This window comes from Ensifer sp. LC163 (genome assembly GCF_001695855.1).
In the GTDB taxonomy this organism is placed as follows: Bacteria; Pseudomonadota; Alphaproteobacteria; order Rhizobiales; family Rhizobiaceae; genus Ensifer.
Map to the genome: position 1 here is coordinate 225,316 of NZ_MBSS01000056.1, position 26,691 is coordinate 252,006.

The 26,691-nt window shown below is 62.6% G+C and carries 22 protein-coding genes; 16 read left to right on the plus strand and 6 right to left on the minus strand.

Going from position 1 to position 26,691, the window contains the following annotated elements; translation table 11 throughout:
- Positions 1-13: 13 nt before the first annotated feature.
- A complete protein-coding gene (locus BC360_RS27335) occupies positions 14-2,158 on the minus strand; it encodes a mechanosensitive ion channel family protein (protein ID WP_065797590.1) in 2,145 nt (714 codons plus the stop codon).
- Positions 2,159-2,276: 118 nt separating this feature from the next.
- Positions 2,277-4,868 (minus strand): SH3 domain-containing protein, encoded by a 2,592-nt coding sequence (locus BC360_RS27340; RefSeq protein ID WP_065797540.1) that lies wholly within the window; start codon positions 4,866-4,868, stop codon positions 2,277-2,279.
- 259 nt (positions 4,869-5,127) lie between these two features.
- Between BC360_RS27340 and BC360_RS27345 the strand changes: the two genes are divergently transcribed.
- The 9 genes from BC360_RS27345 (at position 5,128) to BC360_RS27385 (ending at position 14,245) form a co-directional block, all read left to right on the plus strand.
- Positions 5,128-5,586, plus strand: a complete 459-nt coding sequence (locus tag BC360_RS27345; protein ID WP_065797541.1) for a helix-turn-helix domain-containing protein — start codon at positions 5,128-5,130, stop codon at positions 5,584-5,586.
- A gap of 29 nt (positions 5,587-5,615) precedes the next feature.
- Positions 5,616-7,487 carry a hypothetical protein gene (locus tag BC360_RS27350; RefSeq protein ID WP_065797542.1) on the plus strand — a complete coding sequence of 624 codons (1,872 nt, stop codon included), beginning with the start codon at positions 5,616-5,618 and terminating at the stop codon, positions 7,485-7,487.
- 36 nt (positions 7,488-7,523) lie between these two features.
- A complete protein-coding gene (locus BC360_RS27355; protein WP_065797543.1) occupies positions 7,524-7,745 on the plus strand; it encodes a hypothetical protein in 222 nt (73 codons plus the stop codon).
- An 18-nt stretch (positions 7,746-7,763) separates the two neighbouring features.
- Positions 7,764-9,014: a YcaO-like family protein gene (locus BC360_RS27360; protein WP_065797544.1), complete on the plus strand. Its 1,251-nt coding sequence runs from the start codon at positions 7,764-7,766 to the stop codon at positions 9,012-9,014.
- Entirely contained in the window at positions 9,011-9,736 is a 726-nt protein-coding gene (locus BC360_RS27365; protein WP_065797545.1) for a TfuA-like protein, read from the plus strand. The genes BC360_RS27360 and BC360_RS27365 overlap by 4 nt, the downstream gene beginning before the upstream one ends.
- 120 nt (positions 9,737-9,856) lie before the next feature.
- A complete protein-coding gene (locus tag BC360_RS27370; RefSeq protein ID WP_025428511.1) occupies positions 9,857-10,093 on the plus strand; it encodes a hypothetical protein in 237 nt (78 codons plus the stop codon).
- Positions 10,094-10,549: 456 nt separating this feature from the next.
- On the plus strand, positions 10,550-11,587 hold the full coding sequence (locus BC360_RS27375) for an isopenicillin N synthase family dioxygenase (protein WP_065797546.1): 1,038 nt from the start codon (positions 10,550-10,552) through the stop codon (positions 11,585-11,587).
- A 42-nt stretch (positions 11,588-11,629) separates the two neighbouring features.
- Positions 11,630-12,991, plus strand: a complete 1,362-nt coding sequence (locus BC360_RS27380; RefSeq protein ID WP_083222754.1) for an O-acetylhomoserine aminocarboxypropyltransferase/cysteine synthase family protein — start codon at positions 11,630-11,632, stop codon at positions 12,989-12,991.
- A 225-nt stretch (positions 12,992-13,216) separates the two neighbouring features.
- On the plus strand, positions 13,217-14,245 hold the full coding sequence (locus BC360_RS27385; RefSeq protein WP_065797547.1) for an NADP-dependent oxidoreductase: 1,029 nt from the start codon (positions 13,217-13,219) through the stop codon (positions 14,243-14,245).
- A gap of 42 nt (positions 14,246-14,287) precedes the next feature.
- Here the strand turns inward: BC360_RS27385 and BC360_RS27390 are convergent, their stop codons facing one another.
- Together BC360_RS27390 and BC360_RS27395 are read right to left on the minus strand one after the other, a co-directional pair.
- Positions 14,288-16,057 carry a tetratricopeptide repeat protein gene (locus BC360_RS27390; RefSeq protein WP_139110220.1) on the minus strand — a complete coding sequence of 590 codons (1,770 nt, stop codon included), beginning with the start codon at positions 16,055-16,057 and terminating at the stop codon, positions 14,288-14,290.
- Between the two features lie 218 nt (positions 16,058-16,275).
- A complete protein-coding gene (locus BC360_RS27395; protein ID WP_065797549.1) occupies positions 16,276-16,551 on the minus strand; it encodes a hypothetical protein in 276 nt (91 codons plus the stop codon).
- A gap of 581 nt (positions 16,552-17,132) precedes the next feature.
- Here BC360_RS27395 and BC360_RS27400 point away from each other — a divergent pair.
- Positions 17,133-17,813 carry a hypothetical protein gene (locus BC360_RS27400; RefSeq protein WP_065797550.1) on the plus strand — a complete coding sequence of 227 codons (681 nt, stop codon included), beginning with the start codon at positions 17,133-17,135 and terminating at the stop codon, positions 17,811-17,813.
- A gap of 60 nt (positions 17,814-17,873) precedes the next feature.
- Here the strand turns inward: BC360_RS27400 and BC360_RS27405 are convergent, their stop codons facing one another.
- Complete coding sequence (locus BC360_RS27405; RefSeq protein ID WP_139110229.1) at positions 17,874-18,836, minus strand: HAD family hydrolase; 963 nt, start codon at positions 18,834-18,836, stop codon at positions 17,874-17,876.
- A gap of 145 nt (positions 18,837-18,981) precedes the next feature.
- Positions 18,982-19,911, minus strand: a complete 930-nt coding sequence (locus BC360_RS27410) for a formylglycine-generating enzyme family protein (RefSeq protein ID WP_065797552.1) — start codon at positions 19,909-19,911, stop codon at positions 18,982-18,984.
- Between the two features lie 309 nt (positions 19,912-20,220).
- On the opposite strand from BC360_RS27410, the gene BC360_RS27415 reads away from it, so the two are divergent.
- From BC360_RS27415 to BC360_RS27440, 6 genes are read left to right on the plus strand one after another with little or no spacing between them, the layout of a single operon-like run.
- Positions 20,221-21,192: an AAA family ATPase gene (locus tag BC360_RS27415; RefSeq protein WP_065797553.1), complete on the plus strand. Its 972-nt coding sequence runs from the start codon at positions 20,221-20,223 to the stop codon at positions 21,190-21,192.
- A gap of 17 nt (positions 21,193-21,209) precedes the next feature.
- Positions 21,210-22,205 carry a DUF58 domain-containing protein gene (locus tag BC360_RS27420; RefSeq protein ID WP_083222755.1) on the plus strand — a complete coding sequence of 332 codons (996 nt, stop codon included), beginning with the start codon at positions 21,210-21,212 and terminating at the stop codon, positions 22,203-22,205.
- A gap of 2 nt (positions 22,206-22,207) precedes the next feature.
- Positions 22,208-22,735 (plus strand): DUF4381 domain-containing protein, encoded by a 528-nt coding sequence (locus tag BC360_RS27425; protein ID WP_065797554.1) that lies wholly within the window; start codon positions 22,208-22,210, stop codon positions 22,733-22,735.
- Complete coding sequence (locus BC360_RS27430) at positions 22,722-23,726, plus strand: vWA domain-containing protein (RefSeq protein WP_065797555.1); 1,005 nt, start codon at positions 22,722-22,724, stop codon at positions 23,724-23,726. Before BC360_RS27425 ends, BC360_RS27430 begins: the two co-directional genes overlap by 14 nt.
- Entirely contained in the window at positions 23,723-25,294 is a 1,572-nt protein-coding gene (locus tag BC360_RS27435; protein ID WP_065797556.1) for a VWA domain-containing protein, read from the plus strand. The genes BC360_RS27430 and BC360_RS27435 overlap by 4 nt, the downstream gene beginning before the upstream one ends.
- Complete coding sequence (locus BC360_RS27440) at positions 25,291-26,652, plus strand: BatD family protein (protein WP_065797557.1); 1,362 nt, start codon at positions 25,291-25,293, stop codon at positions 26,650-26,652. Before BC360_RS27435 ends, BC360_RS27440 begins: the two co-directional genes overlap by 4 nt.
- Positions 26,653-26,691 lie beyond the last annotated feature (39 nt).

The window sequence follows — 26,691 nt, forward strand, 5'->3', positions numbered from 1 at the left end:
AGCCCGAGAAACCCTATTCCGGCGGTGCGCCCTCACCGAGCGCTGCTGCCGCATTCTTCTTGGCGATCGCATCGCGCGTCGCCGCAGCCGCGGCCGCGGTCTGCTCGTCGCCGGCCACCTGCACCGTCGGCGAGGCGAACGAGATGCCGTTCTTGTCGAACGCCTCCTTGATCATCGCCTGCGCCCGGCGCCGGATCTGCGTCTGATGTCCCGGCTTCGTCGTCATCGCGAAGCTCAAGGTGATGCCGTAGTCGCCGAACGTCTCGACGCCCTTCATCTTCACCGTCTCGATGATCATCGGACCGAGTTCCGGATCTTCGAGAAGCGTCGCGCCGATGCCCTTCACCACCTTCTTCACCTTGGCGATGTCGGCCTCGTAGGAGACGTTGATCATGAACTTGTCGATCACCCAGTCGCGGCTCATGTTCTGGACGGCGCCAAGCGAGCCGAACGGCACGGTGAAGACCGGGCCGCGATGATGCCGCAGCTTCACCGAACGGATGCTGAAGGATTCGACCGTGCCCTTGTAGCTACCGCTTTGAATGTACTCGCCGATACGGAACGCATCATCCGTCATGTAGAAGATCCCGCTGATGACATCCTTGACCAGGGTCTGCGAGCCAAAGCCGATGGCGACGCCAAAAACACCGGCGCCGGCGATCAGCGGGCCGATCTGCACACCAAGGCCGGAGAGCACCATCAGCACCGCCACCACCAGGATGAAGGCCGCCAGGAAATTGCGCAGGATCGGCATCAGCGTCAGCAGGCGGGTGTTGCGGGCCCGTTGAGCGGGATCGGTCGTTTCGACGGCGGCATGCTTGACGCGCAGGCTGATCAGGCTCTTGATCAACTGCCATACCAGATCCGCCGCCAGCACGATGACGACACCGGCAAGCACGCCACGGAAGATCCGATTGAGGGCATCGTCCTGCACCATCATCGACGCGTTGACGCGGAAGACAAGCGCCAGCCATCCCGCCGCCAGGGCAATGATCACCAGTCTGGCGCCGCGTTCGATCAGCACGTTGCGCATCACCCGCATGTCGTCGTCCGCCGCCGTGTCGAGCATCGTCTTGGCAAAGGCACTGGTGAAACGCAGGAGCGACGGCAGGCCGATGACATAAAGGCCGATCCAGAACAGCACCCGCATGTCCGCCACCCACAGCAGCCAGAGCAGCACCAGGAAGGCGACCATCAGGATGTTGCCGACAACGCGGCGCGAGCCCGTGGTGGCGCCGACAGGCCGGCGCAGCACGGTGAGGATGGCAAGCGCCAGCACGACCAGACCGAGGGCGGCGGCAATCAGATTGCGCACGTCTGCGGAGATTGAAAGGGCGTGCATGGCGTCGCCAATGCCCCATATGGCGGCGGCCGCGCAGATAATCGCCACCGAGGAGCGGTACCAGAACCGGGCATCCTCAGTCGTCAGCGAGAGATAGCCAGTCCGGCCGGCCGGATCCGTCGCGTCAACCGGCCCGCCGGACAGCACCGCGGATGCGATGGTGATAAGCAGGCGAGCCCCGATCCAGGCAACCAGCAGCGGCGCGATGGTCTCTTCAAGCCGTGAGGGCCAGTCGGCCACAGCAAGCACGGTGGTCGTGGCGATCGCGAACACCAGCAGCGGCAGCACTTTGACGAGCATCGAACGCGCCGGCCCGGTCAACTGCGCAGAACTCAATGTCCGTCTCAGCAGATAACGCAGCAGGTATTCGGCGCCGTAACCGATCAACAGGATGAAGAAGAACCCTTTGAGGATCGGCGCCGTGCCATGGTTCTCCATCTCGCCCTGGAGACGGGTCCGCGCCGCATCGAACTCGGCACCGATGCGCGGCACCGCGTTGGTGATGCCGGTCATGTGGCGGCGGAGTTCGGCCGTCCAGCGGGCCGCAAACCCGCTCGCCGGCGCCGCATCGGCAGGTGCCGCTGCCGCAGGCGTCGTGCCGGCTGGCGTCGCCGGCTGTCTGGTGGCCAGCCATTGCCGGACCTCCGGATCGTCGAGCAATTCGATCAGTTGCTGAACCTTGGCCGGCTCTGCGGCCGGCGCGGTGGCTTGGGTCTGAGCCTGGCTCGCGGACACAAGTCCCAGAAACACCGTCAAAAAAGCTAGAATACGGGCCATTGAGCCCCAGAACCCACGTGGCGAACTGACACCGAACATACTGATCATACCCCCAGCGACCGGCGGAGCGCCGATCGATTCCTGTCCTCATCCGCACAAACGCTAACACAGTCCCCGGCGTTTATACCAATTTCCGTTTTCGGTGCGCCTTTTCAGATCAACGACGGCGGAAACCGCCACCGCCGCCACCATGAAATCCGCCGCCCCCACCGTGGAAGCCGCCGCCGCCCGAGAACCCACCGCCGCCGTGGAAGCCACCGCCACCAAATCCGCCGCTGCCACCGCCAAATCCGCCGGGGCGATCGAACCCACCCCCTCCGAAGCCCCCGCCGCTTGGGAAATTCAACGGACGCTGGTCGAACGACTGATGCTCGAAGGAACGCTGGTTGCCGACCTGGCGCCCGGCGCGATCGATCGCCAAGTGGTCCGGCGCCCGATTGCCGATGGCGTTCCCGCCACCGGCCGGACCGCGATCGTCGATGCGCTTGTTCAGGTTCTGCGCCGCATCCGGGTGCTGGGTTGCGAACTGCTGACCGGCTCTCTTCGCATCCTGGATCGACGGCTTTTGAACCGGCTGCCAGCCGTCCGGTGTGTGCTTCTGCCATTGGCCATCGTCGCGACGATAGACATTGCCATCGCGTCCGGCATAGACGTCGCCGCCCTTGCCGCCGGCAACGAAGCCGTGATTGCCGTCGGAGGTGCGCCAATGGGCACCGGCGCCGCCGGCGGTCGAGCCGCCGCTGATCCGGGCGAAATCCGAACCGTGCTTGACCGCGGCCGTACCCCAGCTGCCATAGACATTGTGCCCGCCACGCGCGATCGCCGCATTGCCGGTGCGGGGATTGTAGGCAGCGACAAAGCCGCGCTCGCCTGCCGGACCGTAGCCCGCGGCGCCACGGATATAGGTGCCGGTGCGCGGGTTGTAGGCAGCGCCGGCCGCGATACCGCGATAGGGACCATAAGCGTAGCCATAGCGGCCGAACGTGCCGACCGCCGGATTGTAGAACGCGCCGACGCCATAGCTTACCGGGCGTGGATAATAGGGCCAGTAGCCGCCACCGGCCCAACCATAGTCCCAGTAGTCGTCATAGTACCAGCCGGTGCCGTAGACGAACGTGTCCCAGGCGAGGTAGGCCCCGAGATAGCCCATGGTGTATCCGAACCAAACCGCGTCCGGCTCGGTGTCGTAGATGCGGACATAGGTAGCGTTGTAGACCGGCGATGACGGCGGGATCGTGTAGATCTCGTCGGGGACGGCCTTTGCCACGGTGAACGGACCGGTCGGCGTATCGCCGACGAACCAGACGCCGTCCTTCAACACGAAGTACCTGTCGGCAACCTGGATCACCGTTTCATTGGTATTGACGGCATAGGTGAGCGCCGTTCCGTCGATCTTCTCGAATTTCGGGTCGCCGCTATAGGCGACCTCAACCTTCACCGAACCGTCCAGCGAGACGCGGGCCTTTTCGGGAATACTGGCCTTCAACCTGGCTTCGGCATTTTCCGAGGTGCCCGGAACCGACGAGCGGACCGTGTAATAGGCGGCATCCTCCGGAATATTCTGGAAATCCTGGGGAAGGTTGGGGGTGGCGAAGGTCCAGGGGCCATCGAGCGACGCAGCCGAGAACCAGCGGCCGGAGACGAGCACGTACCAGTTCGAATCCTGAGCCAGATAGAACACATCGCTCTCGGTGTTCGTCGCAATCTTCAGACCGGTGCCCGGCACGGCTTCGAGCTTCGGCTCGCCGTCGAAGACGAGCAGTTCCGACGGCGTGTCCGAATAGATGACCTTGGGCACCGCGCCCTCTCCGGCAGCCAGCGGAATGGCCGCCTTCGCGTCCTTCCAGTTGTCATCATCGGGCAATTTGCCGAACAGATCGGGAAGCGAGGTTACCGGCTGCCAGCCGCTCGACAGGTCTTTCGACTGAAGCCATGCCTTTTCGTTGCGAAGATAATAGGTGCTGTCGGCGTCGAGCTTGAACAGGTCCCAATTGGTGTTGACGGCAAAGGAGAGGCCTTCGGCGCCCTTGACCGGCGCGAACACCGCCTTGCCGTCGGTCTGCACCAGCAGCGCCGGCACCTTGCTGACGTAGATCGGCGGCGGATCGGCCTTCAGACCTTCGACATTGCCGAGCCGCTCATAGTCGGCAAGGCTCGCGGTCAGCTTGTCCTCCGACAGCGTTATGGTGCCGACGGGCATCACCTTGCCGACCTCCAAGGCGAGGTCGGCCAGTTCCTGGCGATCGAGAACCGAGAAATTGATCTCGTCGACCTTGATGTCGGAGACGACCACCTCGTCCGAGCCGCTGTCCGCCACGGTCTTGCCCGTCACCCCGATGACACCGAAGATCGGCTTGGCATCGTCGGACTGCTTGTATTCGGCGGCGATCAGGGCGTCGAGATCGGTAAAATCCTTCCAGGCGTTCACCTGCGGCTGGTAGAGCGTGATCGTCGCCCCCTTGTCGGTCTTGTAGGCGCGCGGCCAGCCAAGGCCCTTCGGATCGGCATCGGCCAGGTACTTGCCGCTGACGAAACCGTCATTCCCTTCGAAGCTGACGGCGCACCAGGTCCCGGCATCGTCGCATTCCTTGACGTCGACCTGTGCGCCGGCGGCGATCTTGCCGAGGCTGTCGAACCCGGTGCCCGGCCCGGCGCGAAAATTGACCGATGCCGTCGTCGTGGCAGGGCCTGCGGCAGCCGTTCCCGAAGCAAGGGCGAGCAGGGTCAGGGTCAGGGGAAATCTGCGCATCTTTGGCTTCTCCGACGTTGCCGCAATTGACTTTGTTGCAGGCGGGCATGGCCCTCATTGCTCAACAACATCGCTCCGCCGCGACCCGGCGCAAGTACGTAACAGTAACAACGGCCGTAACGTCGGCGATGCAAAGGGAGCGTTCGACGTCACGCAGCGCAATTATCCGTGTTTTGGCGCGTAGTGATTGCATCGAGTCATTTATTCGAGCAAACTCATATGTATGATTTGATCACGCCTACATGCGGAGGAAACACACGTGAACACAAAAGCACCCAGCCAGATTGATGTCTTTGTCGGTTCCCGCGTCAGGATGCGTCGGTTGATGGCCGGGTTGAGCCAGGAGAAGCTGGCGGACGGCCTCGGCATCACGTTCCAACAGGTTCAGAAGTATGAAAAGGGCACGAATCGCATCGGAGCGAGTCGGTTGCAGGCAATCGCCGATGTTCTCGGCGTTCACCCCAGCTTTTTCTTCCAGGAAGGCGAAGAGGGTGCAGTTCCCCGGGCTGGTCTTGGCGATGTGCGCGAGCCCAACGAAATCTCGTCCTTCGTCTCGTCGAAGGAGGGTATTGCGCTCAATCGGGCCTTTCTGAAGATTACCGACCCGATCCTGCGCAAGAAGATCATTTCGCTGGTGGCCGCCGTCGCACAGACGCCCGAGGCAGAAACAGTCGCCGCCCACGGCAGCGCTGCGCACGCCCCCGACCTGCATGGATAGGCGCCACCGGTTGCCGATGAGATAGCCAGATGAAATTCAGATTGCAGACCCTGGGGCGGTTGCGCCTTGTCGACGAAGACGAGTGCGACGTTGCCTTCCCGGAAAAGGGTCTGCTTATTCTCGCTCAGGCGATCGCCGGCGGCCATCGCGAGCAGTCTCGAAACGATGTGGCCAAGCTTCTGTGGGACGAAATCGTTCCGAGCCAGGCCTTCGTCAATCTACGCAAGACGATCTCCCGCGTAACGTCGCGGCAGGAAGAACTCGGCCACACGTTCCTCAGCTTCTCGCCGTCGACGGTCCGGCTGGAGCCGGATGCGGTTGCGAGCGATCTCGACGACATCGGCCGGCACGCCGACAAGGACGCGCTATCGCGCTTTCGGTGGGCCGCGGAGAAATTCCGTGACGATTTTCTCAAGGACTTGAAGTCGCAGGGCCGAGCGCTTCACGACTGGATCGGGCAGCAACGCGCCGATCATACGGCGCTGCTGCGCGAGAGCCTGGTCGACGCGGCCGAGAATGCGACCGGCACAGATCGAAAGCTCGTCAAATCCGCTGCGGTCAAAGTTCTGGAGCAGAACCCGGACGACGACGAGGTTCGCAAGATCCTCAAGGCCGTCCTGGCCTCGGAGGGCCGCCAGTATGACGCGCGCCTTCTGCCGGGCGGCGGACTGGTGGCCGCAACTGCCAAGGCGTCGCCACTGTCCGCTTTGACCAACAGCCCGCTGCTGGAGACCATGGGCGAGACGCGCCCGCCGCGTGTGGTGCTGCTGCCGCCGGGTGCCGGCAATGCCGACGCGGCTGCAACGCTTTTCGCTCATTCCCTGATCGAGGACGTCACGATCGGACTTTGCGCACTGCGCTCCGTCTCGGTGATTGCGCCCTACACGGCAGCGCAGATCAGCCTGCAGGCAGACAAGGCCAGCACCTACGAACAACACGCCATCAGCTATATCCTCGATACCCGGCTGACGAACGAGGGCAGTCGACAGACGCTGTTCACGCAGTTGATCTTCTTTGCCAATGACGAAGTGATCTGGGCAGACCGCTTCACGCTGGATGACGATGGCTTGATGAAGTCGCGCCAGGAGATCGCGCGACAGATCGCGTTTGCCATTGCCAGCCAGGTCGAGCGCAATGAGACCATGCGCAAGACCTATGAGAGCAATGGCGGGTCCTATCGCAACTACCTGCTCGGCCAACGCTATCTCAAGCAACTCAATCTGCCGGAGGTCCGGCGTGCCCGAAAGAGCTTCCGCGAGGCACTTAGCCACAATGCCGATCTGGCTCCGGCGATGAGCGGGCTTGCCCGAACCTATTTCGTGGAGTGGCTTCTGACCGCCCGCGGCGACAGCGAACTCCTGGCCCTTGCCGAACAGTACGCCCGCGACGCGGTCGCCATCGACGATACGCTCGCGGCCGGCTACCGCGAGCTCGGTGTCGTCAAACTCTACAGCCGGCAATTCGACGAGAGCATCGAATTTCATGAGAAGGCCGAAGCGCTCAGCCCGCAGCACGCCAACGTGATTGCCAGCTACGCCGATACGCTCGTGCAGGCCTCGCGCCCGGATGGGGGGCTGCGCAAGATCGAAACGGCGATCAATCTCAATCCGATGGCGCCGGACGAATATTTCTGGACGGCTGCCGGCGCCTGTTACTCGCTTGCTCAGTACGATCAGGCGCTTGCCTATATCGAGCGGATGCGCGACCCCACCCCCGCCGATCGTCTCGCCGCTGCGAGCTGGGGCATGCTCGGCAATCGCAAGAAGGCGGGCCAATACGTGCGCAAGACATTTGAGGTCCATCCGGGCTTCAACCTGGACAAATGGATCGCCATCGTTCCGTTCCGCGAGGAATGGCAGCGGACCCATTACTGCGAAGGCCTGCGCAAGGCCGGTTTCTAACGTATCACCACCACATGAGGGATAAGGGGAAGGTTGATGACGACTCAGGTAGTTGTATTTGGAGTTGAGGGTGACGATGGGCTGTGGCTTGCCGACCTCGGGACGGGTACCGTCACGCGCATCGCAGAGCCGCTCACAGGCGCCCTGGCTTCGGCCAACGAGCACAGAAATGCCGGCGCCACGGTGGTCAAGGGCGTCAACTTCGCCGTTCGCGCCAATTCCGCCGGTTCCGTCTCCGGCGGGTTCATGGACGGCTAAGTCTCGGCGCGCCTGCGCATGGTTTCGGCCACACATCCAGATCGGGCGGGCGAAAGCCGCCCGGCTTCAGACAATCCTGACAATGCCGACATTTACTCCGACCGCGTCTGTGCGCCCGAAGAAACCTTCGCTCGCATCGCTCCTCTGTTACCTATCTTCGGCATCAGCCGGCTTGCCCGCCTGACCGGGCTCGACAGGATCGGCATACCTGTCTGGAACGCGGTTTCGCCAAATGCGAAATCGATTGTCATCAACCAGGGCAAGGGCATCACCGATATCGATGCGAAGGTATCGGCGGCGATGGAAGCCCTGGAGCGGGCGGTCGCCTGCAACCCGTCAGCACCGGTGCTGACGGCGACGCGACAGGCATTGCTGGAAAAGGGCGAAAGAGCGCTCGGCCTTCCCGGCCTTGTGGCAGCGGGCGAGGCCGATCTTAGCGATGACGAACCGACGGCGTGGCTGCGCGGCGTCGATCTTCTCTGTCAGCAAACGACCTTCGTACCGTTTCACGCTGCACTGCTCGACCGCACGCTCGAGCGCTGCCGCTACTGGCAGTCGTCGGACGGTCTTGCTTCCGGCAACACCGAAGGTGAAGCGATCCTGCACGGGCTGCTCGAACGCATCGAACGCGATGCCGAGACCTTGTGGCGGCTGCTGCCCGTAGCGGCGCGACTGCGCACCTGCATAAACGTCGATCTGTTCGACGATCCCGTCCTCGACGACATGACAAGCCGGATCGCCACCGCGGGCCTGACGCTTCGCCTGTTCGACATGACCAGCGACATCGGCATTCCCTGCCTGTCCGCCGTTATCGCGGACGCCGGCATCCGCGACGCCAAAGAGCCCCGCTACCATGACGTCACCATCGGGCATGGCGCCCATCCCGATCCGCGACGCGCCGCGATCCGGGCCATTACCGAGGCCGCGCAGTCGCGCCTCACCTATATCAGCGGCGCGCGCGACGACGTTTTTCCGGAAACCTTCACCCGCAGGCTGCCGCCCGAGACACAGCAACTGTTCGAGGCCTCGCCGGGCACCCGGAACCCGCTTGCCTGGGCTGCAGGCAACGGCGAAAACGCGCTGCTCGGGCACGTCGTTGGAGCCCTCATCCGCGCCGGCATCTCCACCGCGGTTGCGGTTCCGCTGCTCGCCGAGCCGCTGCCGTTTTCCGTGGTCAAAGTCTTCGTGCCGGAACTCGAAAATCCTGATGGAGCACGCAAGCGCCGTTTCGGCACACGGGCACTGTCGCACGCCCTGGAGATCGCATGAAGATCCTCTTTGCCGGGCCGACCTTGCCGGACGCGCAAGCGCTTATCGGCACCGACATCGTACTGCGTCCGCCGGCCGTGCAAGGCGACATCCTGCGCGCCACGCAAGACGGCGCAACCGTCATCGGGCTCGTCGACGGTCATTTCGAGCAGGTAGCGCCCGTCTGGCACAAGGAGATCTTGTTTGCGCTTTCCCAAGGTGTGGGCGTCTACGGCGCGGCCAGCATGGGCGCGCTTCGCGCCGCCGAATGCGCAGCTTTCGGCATGATCGGAATCGGCAGGATCTACCGGCAATATGTGGCGGGCGAGCTTGATGACGATGCCGATGTCGCCCTTCTGCACGGCCCGGCGGAACTGGGTTATCTGCCTTTGACCCTGCCGTTGGTCAATGTCGTGGCGACGCTTGAGGATTTGCGCGCGCGTCAACAGATCGACGCGGCGTCTGCCGCACAACTGCGGATGGCGGCCGCCGAGATCTTTTACAAGCACCGCTGCTGGCCGACGATCGTGGCGCGTGCGAAGCTTCCAGAAGGCACGGATCACAAACGGATCGAAGCGCTTCTGGCGGGCGGAGCGATAAACCAGAAGCGCCTCGACGCCCTGGAACTGCTCGATACCATCTGCTCTGCCCCTGACCGGCGGGGAGCGCCGCCGGAAGGCTGGGCATTCAATTCTACAAGCCTTTGGAAGCGGTTGCTCAATCAACTTGTCGCTTCATCCTAAGAATACGGATTTCCCATGCAACGTGTGTCACGCTCGTGTCACGCGCGCTGACAAAAAGTCACGCTATGATTTGACATGTTGAAGTGGATCGCGCTGATCCGCAGGGAACTGGGGAAAATCATGCAATCTTCGATCGCCATGTCCTTTGAACCTGAAGACAAGGAAAAGGAGCTGCTGGCGCTGGCCCGCCTTGTCACCTACGCACGCGATTCTTCGCGCACACTGAATGTCGAAGGCGTTCAATATTGCCTCGAGCTGGCGCTTGCCGCTTTGCTCAAGGAAGTCGAGGAATGCGGCGACAAGACCGCATTGCTGACCAACGAACTCATGAGCCGCGCCAGCCTCGGAAACTGCTGAGCAGGCGGGGTCGACATCAATTTCGCTGGTGGCACAGAAAAGGCCCTGCTTCGCGCTCCCGCAAAGCAGGGCTCTTCCATTTAAAGCACGCTGCACACGAACGGTTTTATGCAACCTTCTTCAAGTCTTGGCTTTTTCGCATCTCGTTGTCGCGAAACCGCTGCATGCCGGTCGCAAGCCTTTCTGCTGGTCACGCCACGTCAGGGCGGGAGTGCGGAGATTCCTTGGCCGAACGAAGCAGGATGGAAATTCTCGCGACGCGATCGTTGCCCAAATGCTTCTGCGCCTATGGCATGATATTTAGTCTATATTTTCAATAGACAATATTGAATAAATGAACGCGACAGGTAGGCTTTCCCTCACGATTTGCGACCGGCCATTTCAGTGGTTCCGCTTCACACAGGTGATGACGGCACCACCCGAGCGCCGCAGCGTAGAAAATGAAGGGAGCCACCATTGACCGACGCCAACTCAACCTTGCCCGTTCTCGATTTGACACGCTTTGCGGCGGGCCACCCCGGGCGGGCGACGGCGCTTGAAGAATTGCGGTCCGTCGCCCGCTCGGTGGGCTTCTTCTATCTCGAAGGTCACGGCATTCCGCAGGAGCAGATCGATGGCGTCCTCGATCTCTCCCGGCGCTTCTTCGCCCTGCCGGAACACGACAAGCTGGCGATCGAGATGCGCAAGTCGCCGCACTTTCGCGGCTACAATCGCGCCGGTCTGGAATATACCCGCGGAACGCAGGACTGGCGGGAGCAGGTGGATTTTGGACCCGAGCGCGCGCGCCTCGAGATCAAGGCAAGCGATGCGCCTTGGAAGCGGCTGGTCGGTCCCAACCAGTTTCCGGACGCCATGCCTGCACTGAAGCCGGCGATCCTCACGTGGATCGAGGCGGTGACGCAACTGGGTATCCGGTTGATCGAGGTTTTCGCCGAAGCGCTCGGACAGCGTTCCGATGTGTTCGAGCCGATCTACCGCGACGGCCCCAATCAGCTGTTGAAGATCATCCGCTATCCCGGCCGCGACAAGACCGAAAGCGACCAGGGGGTCGGCGCTCACAAGGACGGCGGTTTCGTCACCATCCTGCTTCAGGACGAGGTCGGCGGCCTTCAGGTCGACGATGGCAAGGGTGGCTGGATCGATGCGCCGCCAAAGCGCGGCACCTTCGTCATCAATGTCGGCGAGCTGCTGGAACTGGCATCGAACGGCTACCTGCTCGCCAACATCCATCGCGTCGTGACGCCGCCCGCCGGCGGCGATCGCCGGTCGGTCGCCTTCTTCCTCGGCGCCAACCTCGCCTCCACCATTCCGGTTCTCGATCTGCCAACCGAACTTGCGGCCGAAGTCCGCGGTGTGACGCAGGATCCGCTCAACCCGCTGTTCCATGAGGTCGGGCGCAATGTCCTGAAATCACGCCTCAGATCGCACCCCGACGTCGCTTCCGGCCACCATGCCGATCTTGTCGAGCAGCTAAAGGCGCCGTTGCCGGCCTGATCGATCCCATTGCAACCACTCAAAAACTGAAGGAGGCAATCCATGACGATCCATCAAAAGCCTAGGGAAGCTGCAGTCGAAATCAAGGCACCGAGCGGCCTGCGCGATACGTCGCGGCCGCTTCAGCCCGAAACGCTGGCGCTTCATGGCGGCAGCTATCGTTTCGATCCGGTCACAGGCGCTGTCGCCGTGCCGATCTACCAGACGACCTCCTACCAGTTGCCGGGCACCGATGGCGCCGACAAGCTGTTTGCGCTTGAGGCTGCCGGCCATCTCTACACACGCGTCTCCAACCCGACGCAGGACGCATTCGAGCAGCGTCTTGCTGAAATCGAGGGCGGTGCGGCGGCCCTCGCGCTCGGCTCTGGCCAGGCGGCGTCGGCGTTTGCGGTCCTCAACCTCGCCCGCTCGGGCGACAATATCGTTAGCGCGACAGGGCTCTACGGCGGAACCTGGGCGCTCTTTGCCTCGACGCTGAAAAGCTTCGGCATCGAGGTGCGTTTCGTCGACGCGTCCGATCCGGAGGCATTTGCGAAGGCGACCGACGACAGGACGCGGGCCTATTACGCGGAATCGCTCCCCAATCCGAGCCTCGAGGTGTTCGCGATCGGCGAAGTCGCCGAGATCGGCCGCCGGTTCGGCATTCCGCTGATCGTCGACAACACGGCCGCACCCTTGACCATCCGGCCGCTCGATCACGGCGCGGCGATCGTGGTCTATTCCACCACGAAATATATCGGCGGGCACGGCACCTCTATCGGCGGCGCCATCATCGATAGCGGCACCTTCCCGTGGCACGAACATGCCGAACGCCATCCCAATCTGCATGAACCGGATGCGAGCTATCAGGGTAAGACATGGCTGCAGAAGGCCGCCACCATAGACTTCCACCCCTACATCCTGCGCGCCCGCGCCGTTCTCTTGCGTGACCTCGGCGCCGCCGTCAGTCCGCAGAATGCGTTCCAGTTCATCCAGGGGCTGGAAACCTTGCCGCTGCGCATCCGCCAGCACAGCGAAAACGCCATCAAGGTCGCGGATTTCCTGCGCAGCCACCCCAAGGTGGTGCGTGTCATCTTTCCGAAATTCCAGGATGGAGAAGCCAAGGCGCGAAATGAGAAATACCTGCGCAACGGCCACTATGGCGCACTGGTCGGTTTCGAACTGAAGGACGGACGCGACGCCGGCCGTCGCTTCATCGACGGGCTGCAACTGCTCTACCACGTCGCCAACATCGGCGATGCCCGGTCGCTGGCGATCCACCCGGCAACGACAACCCACTCGCAACTTTCCGAGGCAGACCAGCTCAGAACCGGGGTTACGCCCGGTTATGTCAGGCTGTCGATCGGCATCGAGCATCCCGACGACATCATCGCCGACCTGAAACAGGCGATAGACGCCGCCTAACCTGGCGATGTCAACAACAGGCTCCTTGGCCCAACCGTCGATAGCGGTTGGGCCTTTGACATGTCCGCTGCCTGGGCGAATGCTTCGACAATTCGGATAGCCGGTCCAAGGCCAGAAGTCGCGGCTTGCCGTCTTCCGCCCAGCCCGCGAAGGTGGACCCGATCAGAAACACCGTACCCGCTGCGCTGCCTCCCAGTGATTGCGCCAGCGACGGAGGGAAACAGCATGACGTCCGAAAACACCCAGGTTCTTCTTGCCTCCCGCCCAGACGGCAAGCCCACATCCGACAACTTCAAGATCGGGCATGCAGCGGTACCAGAGCCTGCCGATGGCCAAGTGTTGCTGAAGATCGTCTACCTGTCACTCGATCCCTATATGCGCGGTCGCATGAATGCCGGAAAATCCTATGCCAAACCCGTCGAGATCGGCGACGTGATGGAGGGTGGAACGGTGGCACGCGTGGTGCGCTCGCGTCACCCGGACTTCACCGAGGGTGACTTCGTGCTTTCGCATTCCGGCTGGCAGAGCTACGCGCTTTCCGATGGTGCGGGCCTACGCAAGCTCGACCCGTCGGCGGCGCCGCTGTCAACCGCTCTCGGCGTCCTGGGCATGCCGGGTTTTACCGCCTATGCCGGCCTGCTGACGATCGGCAGGCCGAAGCCGGGCGAGACCGTGGTGGTTGCCGCGGCCAGCGGCGCTGTGGGTTCGGCGGTCGGGCAGATTGCGCGCATCAAGGGCGCTCGTGCAGTGGGGATTGCAGGCAGCGCTGCGAAATGCGCTTTCGTTCGCGACGAGCTCGGCTTTGACGCGGTGATCGATCACCACGCGGCCGATTTTGCCGAGCAACTGGCAGCCGCCTGCCCTGGTGGGATCGACGTCTATTTCGAGAATGTCGGCGGGCATGTGTGGGATGCGGTGTTCCCCCTCCTCAACGATTTCGCCCGCATTCCCGTTTGCGGCTTGATCGCGCAATACAACAACCGTCCCGGCGAACAGACTGGTGCCGACCGCCTGCCCCTCGTCATGCGTGACGTTTTGAGCAAGAGCCTTAACATTCGCGGCTTCATCCAAAGGGAGTTCGCAGACCAGCGTCCTGACTTTTACCGTGACATGGCTGGATGGATTGCCTCGGGCCAGATTCGTTACCGGGAAGACATCGTCGACGGCCTTGAGAATGCGCCCACCGCCTTCATCGGACTGCTGGGGGGCCGCAACTTCGGCAAGCTCGTCATTCGCGTCGCCGAAGAGAACTGAAGACTGGAGCGGCAGCAAGTCTTGCCACCACATGCCTCTGCTCTACGGATTTCCGGCAAGCCGGATACCGGCCTTGCCGAGACCATCTTCGATGAGCGCTGATAGTTCGGGCGCATAGCCTCTTGTGACCGGCTCTGCCAACAGCGAGATTTCGGTGGGCCCCATCTGCGAGCGGACTTCCTCAAGTGCGCTGGCCGCCTCCTGCGTCAAGCCGAGCTGTCCGGCGACGGCCAGGCGCAGCAGATTGACGGCCCGATCCGACGAGTTTGCAAGCTGGCGCAAACGAAGCAGGGCCTCATCATAACGGCGTCCGCGATAGGCATCGAGCGCCAGCGTGAGGGCGGCATCGTGGTGTATGTATTCGCCATTCGTCTCGGCCAGGCGCGCCAATCTGACACCTTCGCCCCAGTGACCCGAGATATACTGCAACAGCCCAAGTCTCGCCGGAATGGCCTCGTCCAGCGGATTGAGTGCGCTGGCGCGCTGACCGGAAAGAAAGGCAGCCTCAATATCCCCCGCTGCAAAGCGCGCCATCATCTGTGCCACGTAGCTCTGGCTCGCCTGTGGGGCGAGCGCGACGGCCGTGTCGGCAAGCTTCAATGCCCTGTCGGCAGCGATCGCTGAGGTGCTCGCTTCGCCCTTTGCCACAAGGATCATTGCCAGGCTTGCCGAGACATCCGGGTCGTTTTCCTTGTAGGCAAGCGACCGCTCGAGGCAAGCAAGCGCGCTCGCGAGATTTTCAGGATCGGTCCGCGCCAGGGCCATATCCGCCTGCAAAACACAACCGTAACCGAGGGATGGTGCGGTGATCTGACGTGCCGCCTCCAGACTGGTGATGACACCGTCTTCGCCGGCAAGCGCGCGTGCAAGCCTCACCACCAGCGTCTGCTGAATCTCGTCGGCGTCGTCGCCTTCGATCGGCACCTTCGACACACCGGAACGCAGAGCCTCGTTGCTTTGCGGGTCCACCACCTGCCAGCTGAGTTCTTGAACATTGTTCGTGACAGTGTAGCTGATCGACAGTCTGTATTCCTTGCTGCCCGCTAGCCGGACAGCCGGACCAGGCGCAACCCAACCCGTCACCGAAGCGACGTCGATGCCGGCAGGCTGTTCCTGCGCCAGCGTCCGCACCGAGGAGAACTGTGACAGCGCATGTACCAGATAGCCACCGGCTTTCCTCAGCTCTTGGTGATCCTTCGGCCGTTGCGGCTGAACATCGACAACGACGGTCGGCTTTTCGGACAAGACCGGCTTCCATGGGAAATGGTCGGCCGTCGAAGTGTAGAACGCGACCGCCAGCGCCAAAACTCCGGCACCCCCAATGGCAACACTCGCCATCGGCATACGGCGGCCGACAACGGCGGCCGAATGCAATTGCGCGGGCGGCGCAGCGACACCAAGCGGCACCGTTGGCGAAGCGAGCGAGGCTTCAGGCAGCTTGCCTTCAGCCTTGACGAAGAGCGGGACGTAGTTGCCCTTCGGGAGTTCAATGCGCAGGACGACTTCATCGCCAAGCGCCTCGTAATATTGTGCCAGGGCTGCGCGCAGTCGAGACGCTTCCACGCGCACGATCGGATCGGTCGCCGGGTCGAAAGAACTCGGCCGGGCGAAGACGTCGATCGCGATCGTATAGGCTTTTACCGACGCTGAGCGCCCGGCGAAGAACTCGTCAACCAGGTATCGCAACAGCTTGCGGTGTCGCTCAGTCCCATGAAAGCGCGGGTCGCCCAACATGCGGTCGAGCTCGGCGCGTGCCGCGCGCTCAGCAACAGTGCAGCAAGCCGCTCGGTCCGCGTCTTGTCCTGCGTTCATAACACGCCCCATCTACCTACAACCCAAAAGAGAGTGCAAATGCGAAGCGAACTCTAGATCACAGGACTGGCGGCGGAAAGAAAAATATCGGGCCGTCACAAAACATTTTTCAATGAAATGCCGAAGGTTCAAAATGCAACAACAAGTAAACTGGAAAACCAGTGAGATTACAGGGGTAACGCGATAGAAACTTCGATTCCGCGCGAATAAATTACTAATCATAACGGATTAGATTCACTGCCTGCACCGGATAGGCAGATCGAAATCACTTCTTCCTCGATCTCAAGACAGATGAGTTCGTACTCCGCCACCATCGAAGCATCCTGCGGATCACGCCGACGCTGCCGATCCAGCATGGAGGTCGCCTCGTCATATGCCTCGCAAAGGCTGGCGAGCGGCATGTTCTTGGCGCTCAGGAGTTGCAACTGGCCGCGCAACGCCGGAAGCTTGAGCATCAGCTTCAACAGTCCGCGTTGCTTGGCTTCGTTGGGCATTGTGCTCTACCCGATTGAACGATGATCGATGCTTCATGCCATGCCTGCGCGCAAAGAACCCGCTCGCGCGCCTCTTGTACAGATCCAGAAGTGCCGCCGTTACTCTGATTGCCAACGTCTCGTTGAGATATATCTGCCAGACGGATGCAGTCTCAGGTCAGGCAGATGACCAACTTCTGCCTATACCTCGCCTGCCCCACAAAATCGCAGGAACCGTTCGTTTCCGGAAGTACGTAACAGTAACATTGGCTCCGCGTGCTTGACGGACGCCAGATCGCGAGCCGGAAGCGTATCGCTGACGTCTCGTCGGCCTCGGGTCAGGGGACTTCCGCCGCAACCGCATTGTCATGGGCCGGCGGAGCGCCGCCGAACCGCAATCGCGGCAACTTGTCTGGTTTGGATAGTGCGCTACTGTTGGCCCAGCAGGATGACACAGCCGAAATATGGCGCGCGTCGACGTTGGATTGCCGCCGATTGTAACTGTTACGTACTTCGATGCGGACGACTGCGATGTTTAGAATGCCCGCGACGACATGCGGCGACGGGCCGTAGCGCATGCTGAGTATAACGGAGAGATTTCCATGCGATCCTTGGACAAGACATCTCATGCCCGATCCGGGGCGACGTTCCTTTTTGCCGGAATCACCGCGACCTTTCTGACGTTGCTGAGCACCGAGCTTGCGGCAAGCGACGACAAATTGAGCGGCCTGCCCTCACTCGTCCTCGGCGGACAAACGGCAACAGCTCAGACGTTCCAATTCGAAACCCCTTTCAACAATCTCGTCAACGCGGGCCCGCTCTCGATCGTGCTCGAGAAGACGACTCTCGACGAGGTCAAGACCGCGTTCGGAGGCACTCTCCGCAGCCGGTCTGTGGAGGGCCTATCGATCGGCTGGCTGTGCTACGAGCTTTCGACCGGTGATCTGCCGCGGCGGATCTGGTTCGTCGCCAATGGCAGAGACGCCTCAGCACCCGCCGAAAAGGCGGTGACGTTCATCTCGACCGAAGAAGTTTCCGGCGACGCCGACACGTGCGACACCCCGATCGTGGCGCTCGCGCCCCTGTTGCTACCGGTACCGACTTTGAAGGACGGCACCGAAGCGCTGGAGAAACGCTTCGGCGCAGGTCCCAAGCAGGGCATGGTGCGCTACGCCCACGAGCAGCAAGGCGAGCAGAACACGATGGTCATGCAATCGCTTGTCTATCGACTGAAGGACGGCCATATCGATGGCATCGCCTTCACGCAGGTTACATCCAAGTAGCAGGCATATCGGCATCACTCGCCGCTATGTCGGCGGCGAGTGATATTGCCGCTACTCTGTCTATTTCTCGAAAGCGTAGATCTTGTTCCAGTCGGCCTTCATGTCGACGAGGAGCCACTTTCGCTGCTCCGCCTCGGTCATCGCCTTGTCGAGCTTGCCCACATGCGATTGGCGATCGTAGGCCCATTCCCGCTCGCCGTCCGTGTGATGCACGATCATCCCGAAGCTTGGGCCCGGGCCCGACGTAACCCATCGCAGCATCTCGTAGTCACCGTCGGAATTCCCCGCGGCGAAGATCGGGCGGCGACCGATGAACCTGTTGATTCCAACCGGCTTGCCGGGGCCATCGTCGATGAAATCCACCGTCGGCTCGCGCATCAGCACCGGCGTGTCGCCCTGAAGTTCATATTTGGTGGCTATGGTGCTGCCGACAACCTGCTCAGGAGGGATCCCGTACATCTGCTCGGTCATTGGCCGCATGAACTCGATGCCGCCGCCCGAAACGATGTAGGTCTTGAAGCCGTTCTCGCGGAGATAATCCAACACCTCTCTCATCGGCAGGTAGGTAATCTCGTTGTAGGGCCGGTCGAAACGGGGATGCTTCGCGCTCGCGAACCAGTCCTTGACGATCTTCGCGAATTCGTCCGTCGTCATGCCCGCATGGGTCGCCATGCCAAGCTCGACAAGGCCTTTTTGACCGGCCGCCGCAACGCCCGCCATGTCGCCCTTGAGCAGCGACGCGAAGGGTTCCTTGTCCTTCCATTCCGGATGCTCCGGGGCCAGGGCCTTGATGCGATCATTGATGAACATCGCCTGGAAATACATTGGCTGCTCGGTCCAGAGCGTACCATCGTTGTCGAACACCGCTATGCGGTCTGCCTCGGAGACATAATCAGGGCCACCCTCAGTCGTCACCCGCGTCACGAAGTCGACGATGGCCGATTTCGCCTCGCTGTCGTTCCAGGAGGGAAGACCGGCTGGAGGCGCATCGGCAGCCACCACAAGCGCCGGAGCGGCCAGCATGAACGCCAGCGATGCCACAGCACCCATAAAGGTTCGCCGCCGCCAGCCTCTCCCTTGCGCATTCGCCGCAATCGACGCAAGCGGTCCTATTGTCATGGGCATCGGGTGTCCTCCTCAACTGAAACAGAATTTGGGCGCGGAACGCCTAGGGCCGACGGATGCAGCGGAAACCGATATGGGTCGTTGCCGCATTCTCCTCATGCGCATGGCGGGCTGCCGGGCGATAGCGGCGGCAGTAATTCGGCGCGCAGAGATGCGACCCGCCCTTTACCACCCGCCGTGCGATCAGGATGTCCGGCTGCCTCGGGTCGTAACTCGCCTCGGCCCCGCCGCCGCGCGGATTGGAGGGGATGCAGCAGCTTTTTTGCGCAGGCGCCGGGTGGTTGCTCGACCAGTAGTCGCTTGTCCATTCCCAGACATTGCCGATCATATCGTAAAGGCCATAACCGTTGGGTGGGAAGCTGGCGACAGGCGACGTCCGCTCGAAACCGTCAGGACGCAAGTTCTCCGTCGGGAATGCGCCGTGCCAGGTATTGGCCATGAAGCGACCTTCCGGAACCAGTTCGTCGCCCCATGCGTATTCCGCCCCCTCAAGGCCTCCCTTGGCCGCAAACTCCCACTCGGCTTCCGTCGGCAGCTCCTTGCCGGCCCAGGCCGCGTAGGCCATGGCATCGATATAGGAGATGTGCACGACGGGATGGTCGAGCTTGCCGCGAATGTTGCTTTGCCGGCCATAGGGCCGTCGCCAATCGGCGCCGAACTTGAAATCCCACCATTGTGAGGAATCCCGACTGACGACACGTTTGGGAGGGTCGAAGATAACCGAACCCGCCCGCATCATTTCCGGCTTGGCACCCGGATAGTCCTTCGGATCAGGAGCCTTCTCGGCGACCGTGACATAACCGGTCGCCTCGACAAATGCGCCAAACTGCCGGTTGGTGACCGGCGTGACGTCGATCCAGAAGCCATCGACCTTCACTGGGTGAGCCGGCGCCTCTTCGGGGTAATGACTGTCGGATCCCATGGTGAAGGTGCCGCCGTCGATCCAGATCGGCTCGCGCGCGCTGATCGCCATTGGCGTTTCGTCGGGGGTCGGTCTTGTGGCTAGTGCTTGCATATGGGTTCGATCTCCCGGGCGGATGTCTCGACCATCCTGATATCCCGAAGTCTAGACGCAAAGTTTCCGACGCCAAAGTACGTAACTGTTACGACGGAACATGAATTGAATTCGGGCGCCGCTTGCCGCGCCTGCGGAGTGATCGAGAACCGCAATCGTCCGCTTCGTTACTGTTACGTTCTTTCCATCGGGCCGCATGTAACCTTAATCTCGGCGGAGAGTTCACAAGGGCTGGCGCCGCCGGGCCGGCGGGAGGGGCTAAATCTCATGGGTACACGTGACGACATCGAACAGCTCGGCAAGCGGATCGGCGAAGCCATTGTCGGCCAGGAAGGCATGATCGAACGCCTGCTGCTCGGCCTGCTGAGCAACGGCCACCTGCTGGTCGAAGGCCTGCCCGGGCTTGCCAAGACGCGAGCGATCAAGAGCATGGCGAAGAACCTCGACGCCGAGCTGTCGCGCATCCAGTTCACACCGGACCTTCTGCCCTCCGATATCACCGGTTCGGAAGTCTATTTCACGGAAGGCGGCAAGGGCGAGTTCCGCTTTCAGCAAGGCCCGGTCTTCGCCAACCTCATCCTTGCCGACGAAGTAAACCGCGCTCCTGCGAAAGTGCAGTCCGCCCTGCTTGAGGCGATGGAGGAGCGGCAAGTCACGGTCGGCGGGGCCAGTCACGAATTGCCTGACCTCTTCATGGTCATGGCAACACAGAACCCGATCGAACAGGAAGGCACCTACCCCTTGCCGGAGGCCCAGCTCGATCGCTTCCTGATGCACATCCAGGTCGACTACCCCGACGCCAAGTCGGAGGCCGAGATCATGCGGCTGGTACGGTCGGAAGAAACGGCTGCCGCCGCCAAAGCCAAGTCCGACGAAAAGCTGGCGCAGGCCGCGGTATTTTCGGCACGCAAGGAAATCTCGACGGTGACCGTCTCGGGCGCGATCGAGGACTACATCGTCGCCCTCGTCATGGCGACGCGCTACCCGGACAAGCTCGACATGGACCTGGCCAAATGGATCCAGGTGGGCATCAGTCCGCGCGGCGTCATCGGTCTCGACAAGGTCTCGCGCGCCCACGCCTGGCTGAAGGGCAGAGACTTCGTGACGCCGGACGACGTGCAGGCAACGGTACACGACGTCTTCCGCCATCGTCTCGTCCTTTCCTATGAAGCCCATGCCGGCGGCACCACTGCCAACCAGGTCGTGGACCGGATCGTGCAGCAAGTCGCTGTCGCCTGAGAGATGGAGAAGGGCCGATGGCAATATCCCTGTCCGCATTCGCCCGATCGAAGGGCATCGCCCATCCCGGAAAAGGGGAAGCATCAGGCGCTTACACCTCCGTCGACGAACTGGTCGGGCTCGAAGCGATTGCCTGCGATCTGACCTTCCTGCGCAAGGCGCCGGTTCGGCGCTTGCTGGCTGGACGCCATGAATCGCGCATGCGCGGCCGCGGGCTTTCCTTCGAGGAACTTCGCGAATACCTGCCGGGCGACGACATCCGAACCATCGACTGGAGGGTGACGGCGCGCACCGGCAAGCCCGTCGTGCGGGTCTATGACGAGGAGAAGGATCGACCGGCCCTTGTTATCGTCGACCAACGCATCAACATGTTCTTCGGCAGCCGCCGAGCCATGAAGTCGGTGGCCGCGGCAGAGGTGGCTGCCCTTTGCGCCTGGCGCATCACCGCGCTCGGCGACCGGGTCGGCGGCTTCGTCTTCGGAGACGAGACCGTCGACGAGGTCCGGCCCTATCACAGCCGCGAGGCCGTCATTCGTTTTGCCGACATCATCGTTCGCCACAACACAGTGCTCACCGCTGCCTCTCAGGTAGCAAGGGGCGACGAGCAACTGGACCTCGTGCTCTCGACCGTCGCCAATATCGCCAAGCATGATCACTTGATCATCGTCATCAGCGATTTCGACGGGCACGGTCTGGAAACGCGCGACATGCTGCTCAAGCTGTCGGCCCACAATGACGTGATCGCTATCCTGATCTACGACCCCTTCATGCTGGAATTGCCGCGCAAGGGCGACATCGTCGTCAGTGGCGGCGCTCAGCAGGCCGAGCTTCAATTTGGCCACGGAAACGTCCGTGAGGCGATCGACAGCTTCGCCCGCAAGCGCGGGCGTGCGCTGCTGGCATGGCAGCAGGACCTGGGCCTGCCGATGCTGCCCATTTCTTCGGCGGAAGAGATCGCACCGCAATTGCGCAACATGCTCGGCCAATTGGCCTGGCGTCAGCGGAGACGGTAGCGATGGAAGGCGCCACGCCATCGGTCGATCCTGGTCTCGCTGCCGCGCTCCGCGGTCTTGCCGATATCGCCTTGCCGCCGCCCGTCTCCATGCTGCCGCAGACCTGGGCCTGGGCCGTGCTCGCCGCGCTCGTCGTCCTGGCAATCGCCTTCGCGCTCTGGCGCTGGTATCGATACCGTGAGATCAATCGCTATCGTCGCGAGGCGCTTGGCGAACTTCGTCTGATCGAGGAGGGCATCGGCACGGCCCAAACACGTGGCGATGCGCTCGCTGCCCTGCCCGCCCTTCTCAAGCGCACCGCGCTCGCGGTCTGGCCCCGCGAGACGATTGCCAATCTGAGCGGCAGAGGCTGGATCGGCTTTCTCGACGCCCATTCCGGTGGCCCTGTCCTTCCCGAAGCCGCGGCGCGTTTCTTCGAAGAGGCGGAATACCGCGGACCGGCGGCATTGGCATCTGTTCCCGAGGCCGAAGCCAAGGCTCACGTCGCTGCGGCGCGGCACTGGATCGAGGCGCACCATGTACGTTCTTGATCATTCCTGGCTGCTCGTCCTGCTGCCGCTTCCCGTCGTCATCTGGTGGCTCCTCCCCGCCTATCGCGAGCAATCGGCGGCGGTCCGGATCCCGTTCTTCAAGGACATCACCGCGGCGGCGGGCATCGGCGCGACCGAAGGATCGGTCGTGCCCAAGTCAAACCTCGGGCAAAAGCTGATTGCGCCGATCTGCTGGGTCCTGATCGTGCTGGCGCTGGCACGGCCGCAATATATCGAACCGCCGATCGAAAAGATCGAACCGCAGCGCGATCTGATGCTGGCGATCGACCTGTCGCAATCAATGGATACGCGCGACTTTCACGATCCCGGCGGCAATCTGCAGACCCGTGTCGATGCCGTGCATGCGGTTGTTGGCGACTTCATCGACAAGCGCCCCGACGACCGGCTCGGCCTCGTGGCCTTTGGCGACGCGCCCTACCCGCTCGTGCCGTTCACGCTCGACCACAAGACCGTCAAGGCGATGCTGGCCGACAGCCTGCCGGGCATGGCGGGGCCGCGCACCGCGATCGGCGATGCGATCGGCCTTGCAATCAAGATGTTCGACCAAAGCACGGCGCCGGATAAGGTCCTGATCCTGCTGACCGACGGCAACGACACGGCCAGCAAGATGCCGCCCGACAAGGCCGCCGGCATCGCAGCCGAAAAACACATCGTCATCCACACTGTCGGTATCGGCGATCCCGATGCGCAAGGGGAGCAGAAGCTCGACACATCAATCCTGCAACAGATCGCTACGGCGACGCACGGTCGCTACTTCTTCGGCCAGGACCAGACGTCGCTCCAGAACATCTACGAGTTGCTCGACCAGTTGACGCCTGCGAACCAGAAGACCCTATCCTGGCGGCCACGCATCGAACTGTTCCACTATCCGCTCGGCGCGTCGCTGATCATCGTCCTCGTCTATCACGCGATCATGTGGCTGCTGTCAGCGCGTGCGGACCGGCGTCGCGAACGGGAGGCCGGGGCATGATTGCCGACTTCCATTTCCTCAGACCACTCTGGCTGCTGGCGCTGGCAGCAGCGCCCTTGCTCGTCGTTCTGATCGGTAGACGCACCGACGTGCGCTCCCAATGGCGGGACATGATTGCGCCGCATCTTCTCGATCACCTGCTGATCGAGAAAGCCGGGAAGCGCCGCTTTCATCCCGTTCATCTGACGGCTGGCCTGATTATGATCGCCGCGATCGCAGCTGCCGGTCCGACATGGCAACGCGAAAAGCCACCCTTCGTCGAGGATACCGCGCCGCTGGCGATCGCGATCGACCTGACTGAAACGATGAATGCCACCGATGTTTCGCCGACGCGGCTCGAGCGGGCCAAGCTGAAGGTGCAGGACATCCTTTCGCTGCGAAAGGGCGCGCGCACCGCCCTGTTTGCCTATGCCGGTACGGCCCACATGGTGCTGCCGCTCACCGATGATGCGAACCTCGTCAAGACCTATCTGGCAGCCTTGTCGCCGGGCATCATGCCGGTTGCCGGCAGGGACACCGGCAAAGCGCTGCAAGCGACGGAAAACGCCCTTTCCAGCGAAACCGTGCCGGGCACCATCCTGTTCATGACTGATGGCGTCGAGCGCACGGCGTTCGAAGCCTTTGCGCAGTACAAGGGCCGCAACGACTTGATGGTGCTCGGCATCGGCACCGCGAACGGTGGCCCGGTGAAGACCGCCGACGGCCAGTTCCTGACCGATGCGACAGGCGCGCGCGTTCACGCAAAACTGGATATCGATGCACTGAAGGCATTGCAGGCGGCCTCGAAGGCTGAGGTCGCGACGGTCACGCTCGACGACAGCGACGTGCGTTGGATCGTGCGGCGGATCCAGAGCAGCTTTGCGCAAAAGACCGCCGAAGGTGTGACGCGCTGGTACGACGCCGGCTGGTGGCTGACCATCCCGATCGCGCTCCTCGCCGCGTTCTGGTTCCGTCGGGGCTGGACGGTGCGCTGGGCAGTCTATCTGATTGCCGTCGGCACGGTGTTATCGGGAGCAAAGGCGGAGGCAGCCGATCGCAGCTTTGCCGATCTCTGGTTTACACCGGACCAGCAGGGCCAGCGCGCCTTCGAGCGCGGTGACTTCCAGGGGGCGGCCGGCGATTTCACCGATCCGGCCTGGCAGGGCGTCGCGGCCTATCGTATCGGGCGCTACCAGGATGCCATCGACGCCTTTGCCCAGGCTGACACGGCCGAAAGCTACTATAATCAGGGCAACGCCCTGATGCATCTCGACAAGGCTGAAGAAGCGATCGCTGCCTACCAGCAGGCTCTGAAACGGCGCCCGGACTGGCTAGAGGCCAAGCAGAACCTGGCCGTGGCCGAGAAACGCAAGGCCGACAAGGACAAGCAAGAACAGGATGAACAGCAGGAACAGGCGGGCATGGACCCCGACCAGGTTCAGTTCGACGACAAGGGCAAAAAGGGCAAGGAGGCCACAGTCCAAGGGGCGCCGCAGACCGCCGAGATGTGGATGCGCAATATCCAGGTCTCTCCGGCCGATCTGCTGGCACGGAAATTCGCGATCGAAGCGAAGGATGCGAAACCATGAACCTTCGCATCTTGCCCATTCTCCTCGGGTTGTTCACCCTCTGGCTGTCGCTGGCGAACTTCGCGCTTGCCGCCGAGCCATTTGCCCGCGCCACGCTCGCCACCAAGGGAACGATCTACGCCGGACAGCAGGTAGAAGTCGACGTTGATGTTTTTGTGCCGAACTACTTCCTCGCGGCGCCGCAATTTCCGCTGTTCGACCTGCCGGGGGCGGTTGTCGCTATGCCCGATGATCGCGGCATGAACCTGAGCGAAACCGTCGATGGCGCCGCCTTTTCCGGCATCCGCAAGACCTATGTGATCACCCCGCAGGCGGCCGGAGACTACGTATTGCCGCCTGTCGATATCCCGTTCGGCTATGCGGCCGTCCCCGGCGAAACTACACAAGGCCGCGTTAAACTGCCGGCGCTGCGCCTGACGGTGACGGCAGTGCCCGGCGGCGCTGACGGCCAAGCCGGCGTCACCGCCGCGAAAGTGACGATCACCCAGGCCTTCGACCGGAACCCGGCGAGCCTGCGCGCCGGCGATGCCCTGGTGCGCACTGTCACCGTCCATGCGGAAGGGTTGGCGGCGATGATGATCCCCGAACCGACCTTCGAGGCGGCGGCCGGCGTGCAGGTCTATGTCCACGACCCCGTCCTCTCCGAGGACAGATCGGACCGCGGCGAATTTCGCGGCGGCGTCCGCAAGGACACGGCCACCTATGTCTTCGCAAAAGCGGGAAACTACGCGATCCCCGCGATCACCGTGCAGTGGTTCGATCCGACGGTCGGCAAGACACAAACGGCCGAAGCGCCTGGGGCCAAGGTGTCGGTTGCGGCAGCGCCAGCAAATGCGACCGCTCTAGCCCCGCCTTCCCCACCGCCGGAGAAAGCACCCTTCGATTGGCAATGGTGGGGCGCCGCCCTGCTGGCCGTGACCGCGCTGGCGCTTCTGATCCGCGTTGCCGCCGATTTGGCCGGCCGTATTCAGGCGTGGCTTGACGAAGCACGGATGCGGCGGGCGCAGTCCGAACCCACGGCTTTCCATCGCGTCGATGAAGGATGCCGCAGTGGCGACGCCCAACGTTTTGAGGCGGCGATCGACGCGTGGTCGCGAAAGACGGGAAACATACCGTTAGCCCGCTGGCTCGACCGCTTCGCAGACGTGGAGACAAGGGCAGCCTTCGCCGAGCACCAGCGGTTACTTTATCGAAGCGCACAGAATACGGCGCAGAAGGCCAATCTCCTGCCGCTCAGAACCGGCCTCCGCAGGGCCAGGCGGCTCTGGCTCGAGCAAACCTCCGACGACGAGCCGGCGCCGGCCAACGAACTGCCTGACCTCAACCCGGCGCTCGGCGCCGAACCAAGGGAGGCATGAGAGCGCCTCTCACCGCCTATGCCGGCTGCCGCGCCGAAT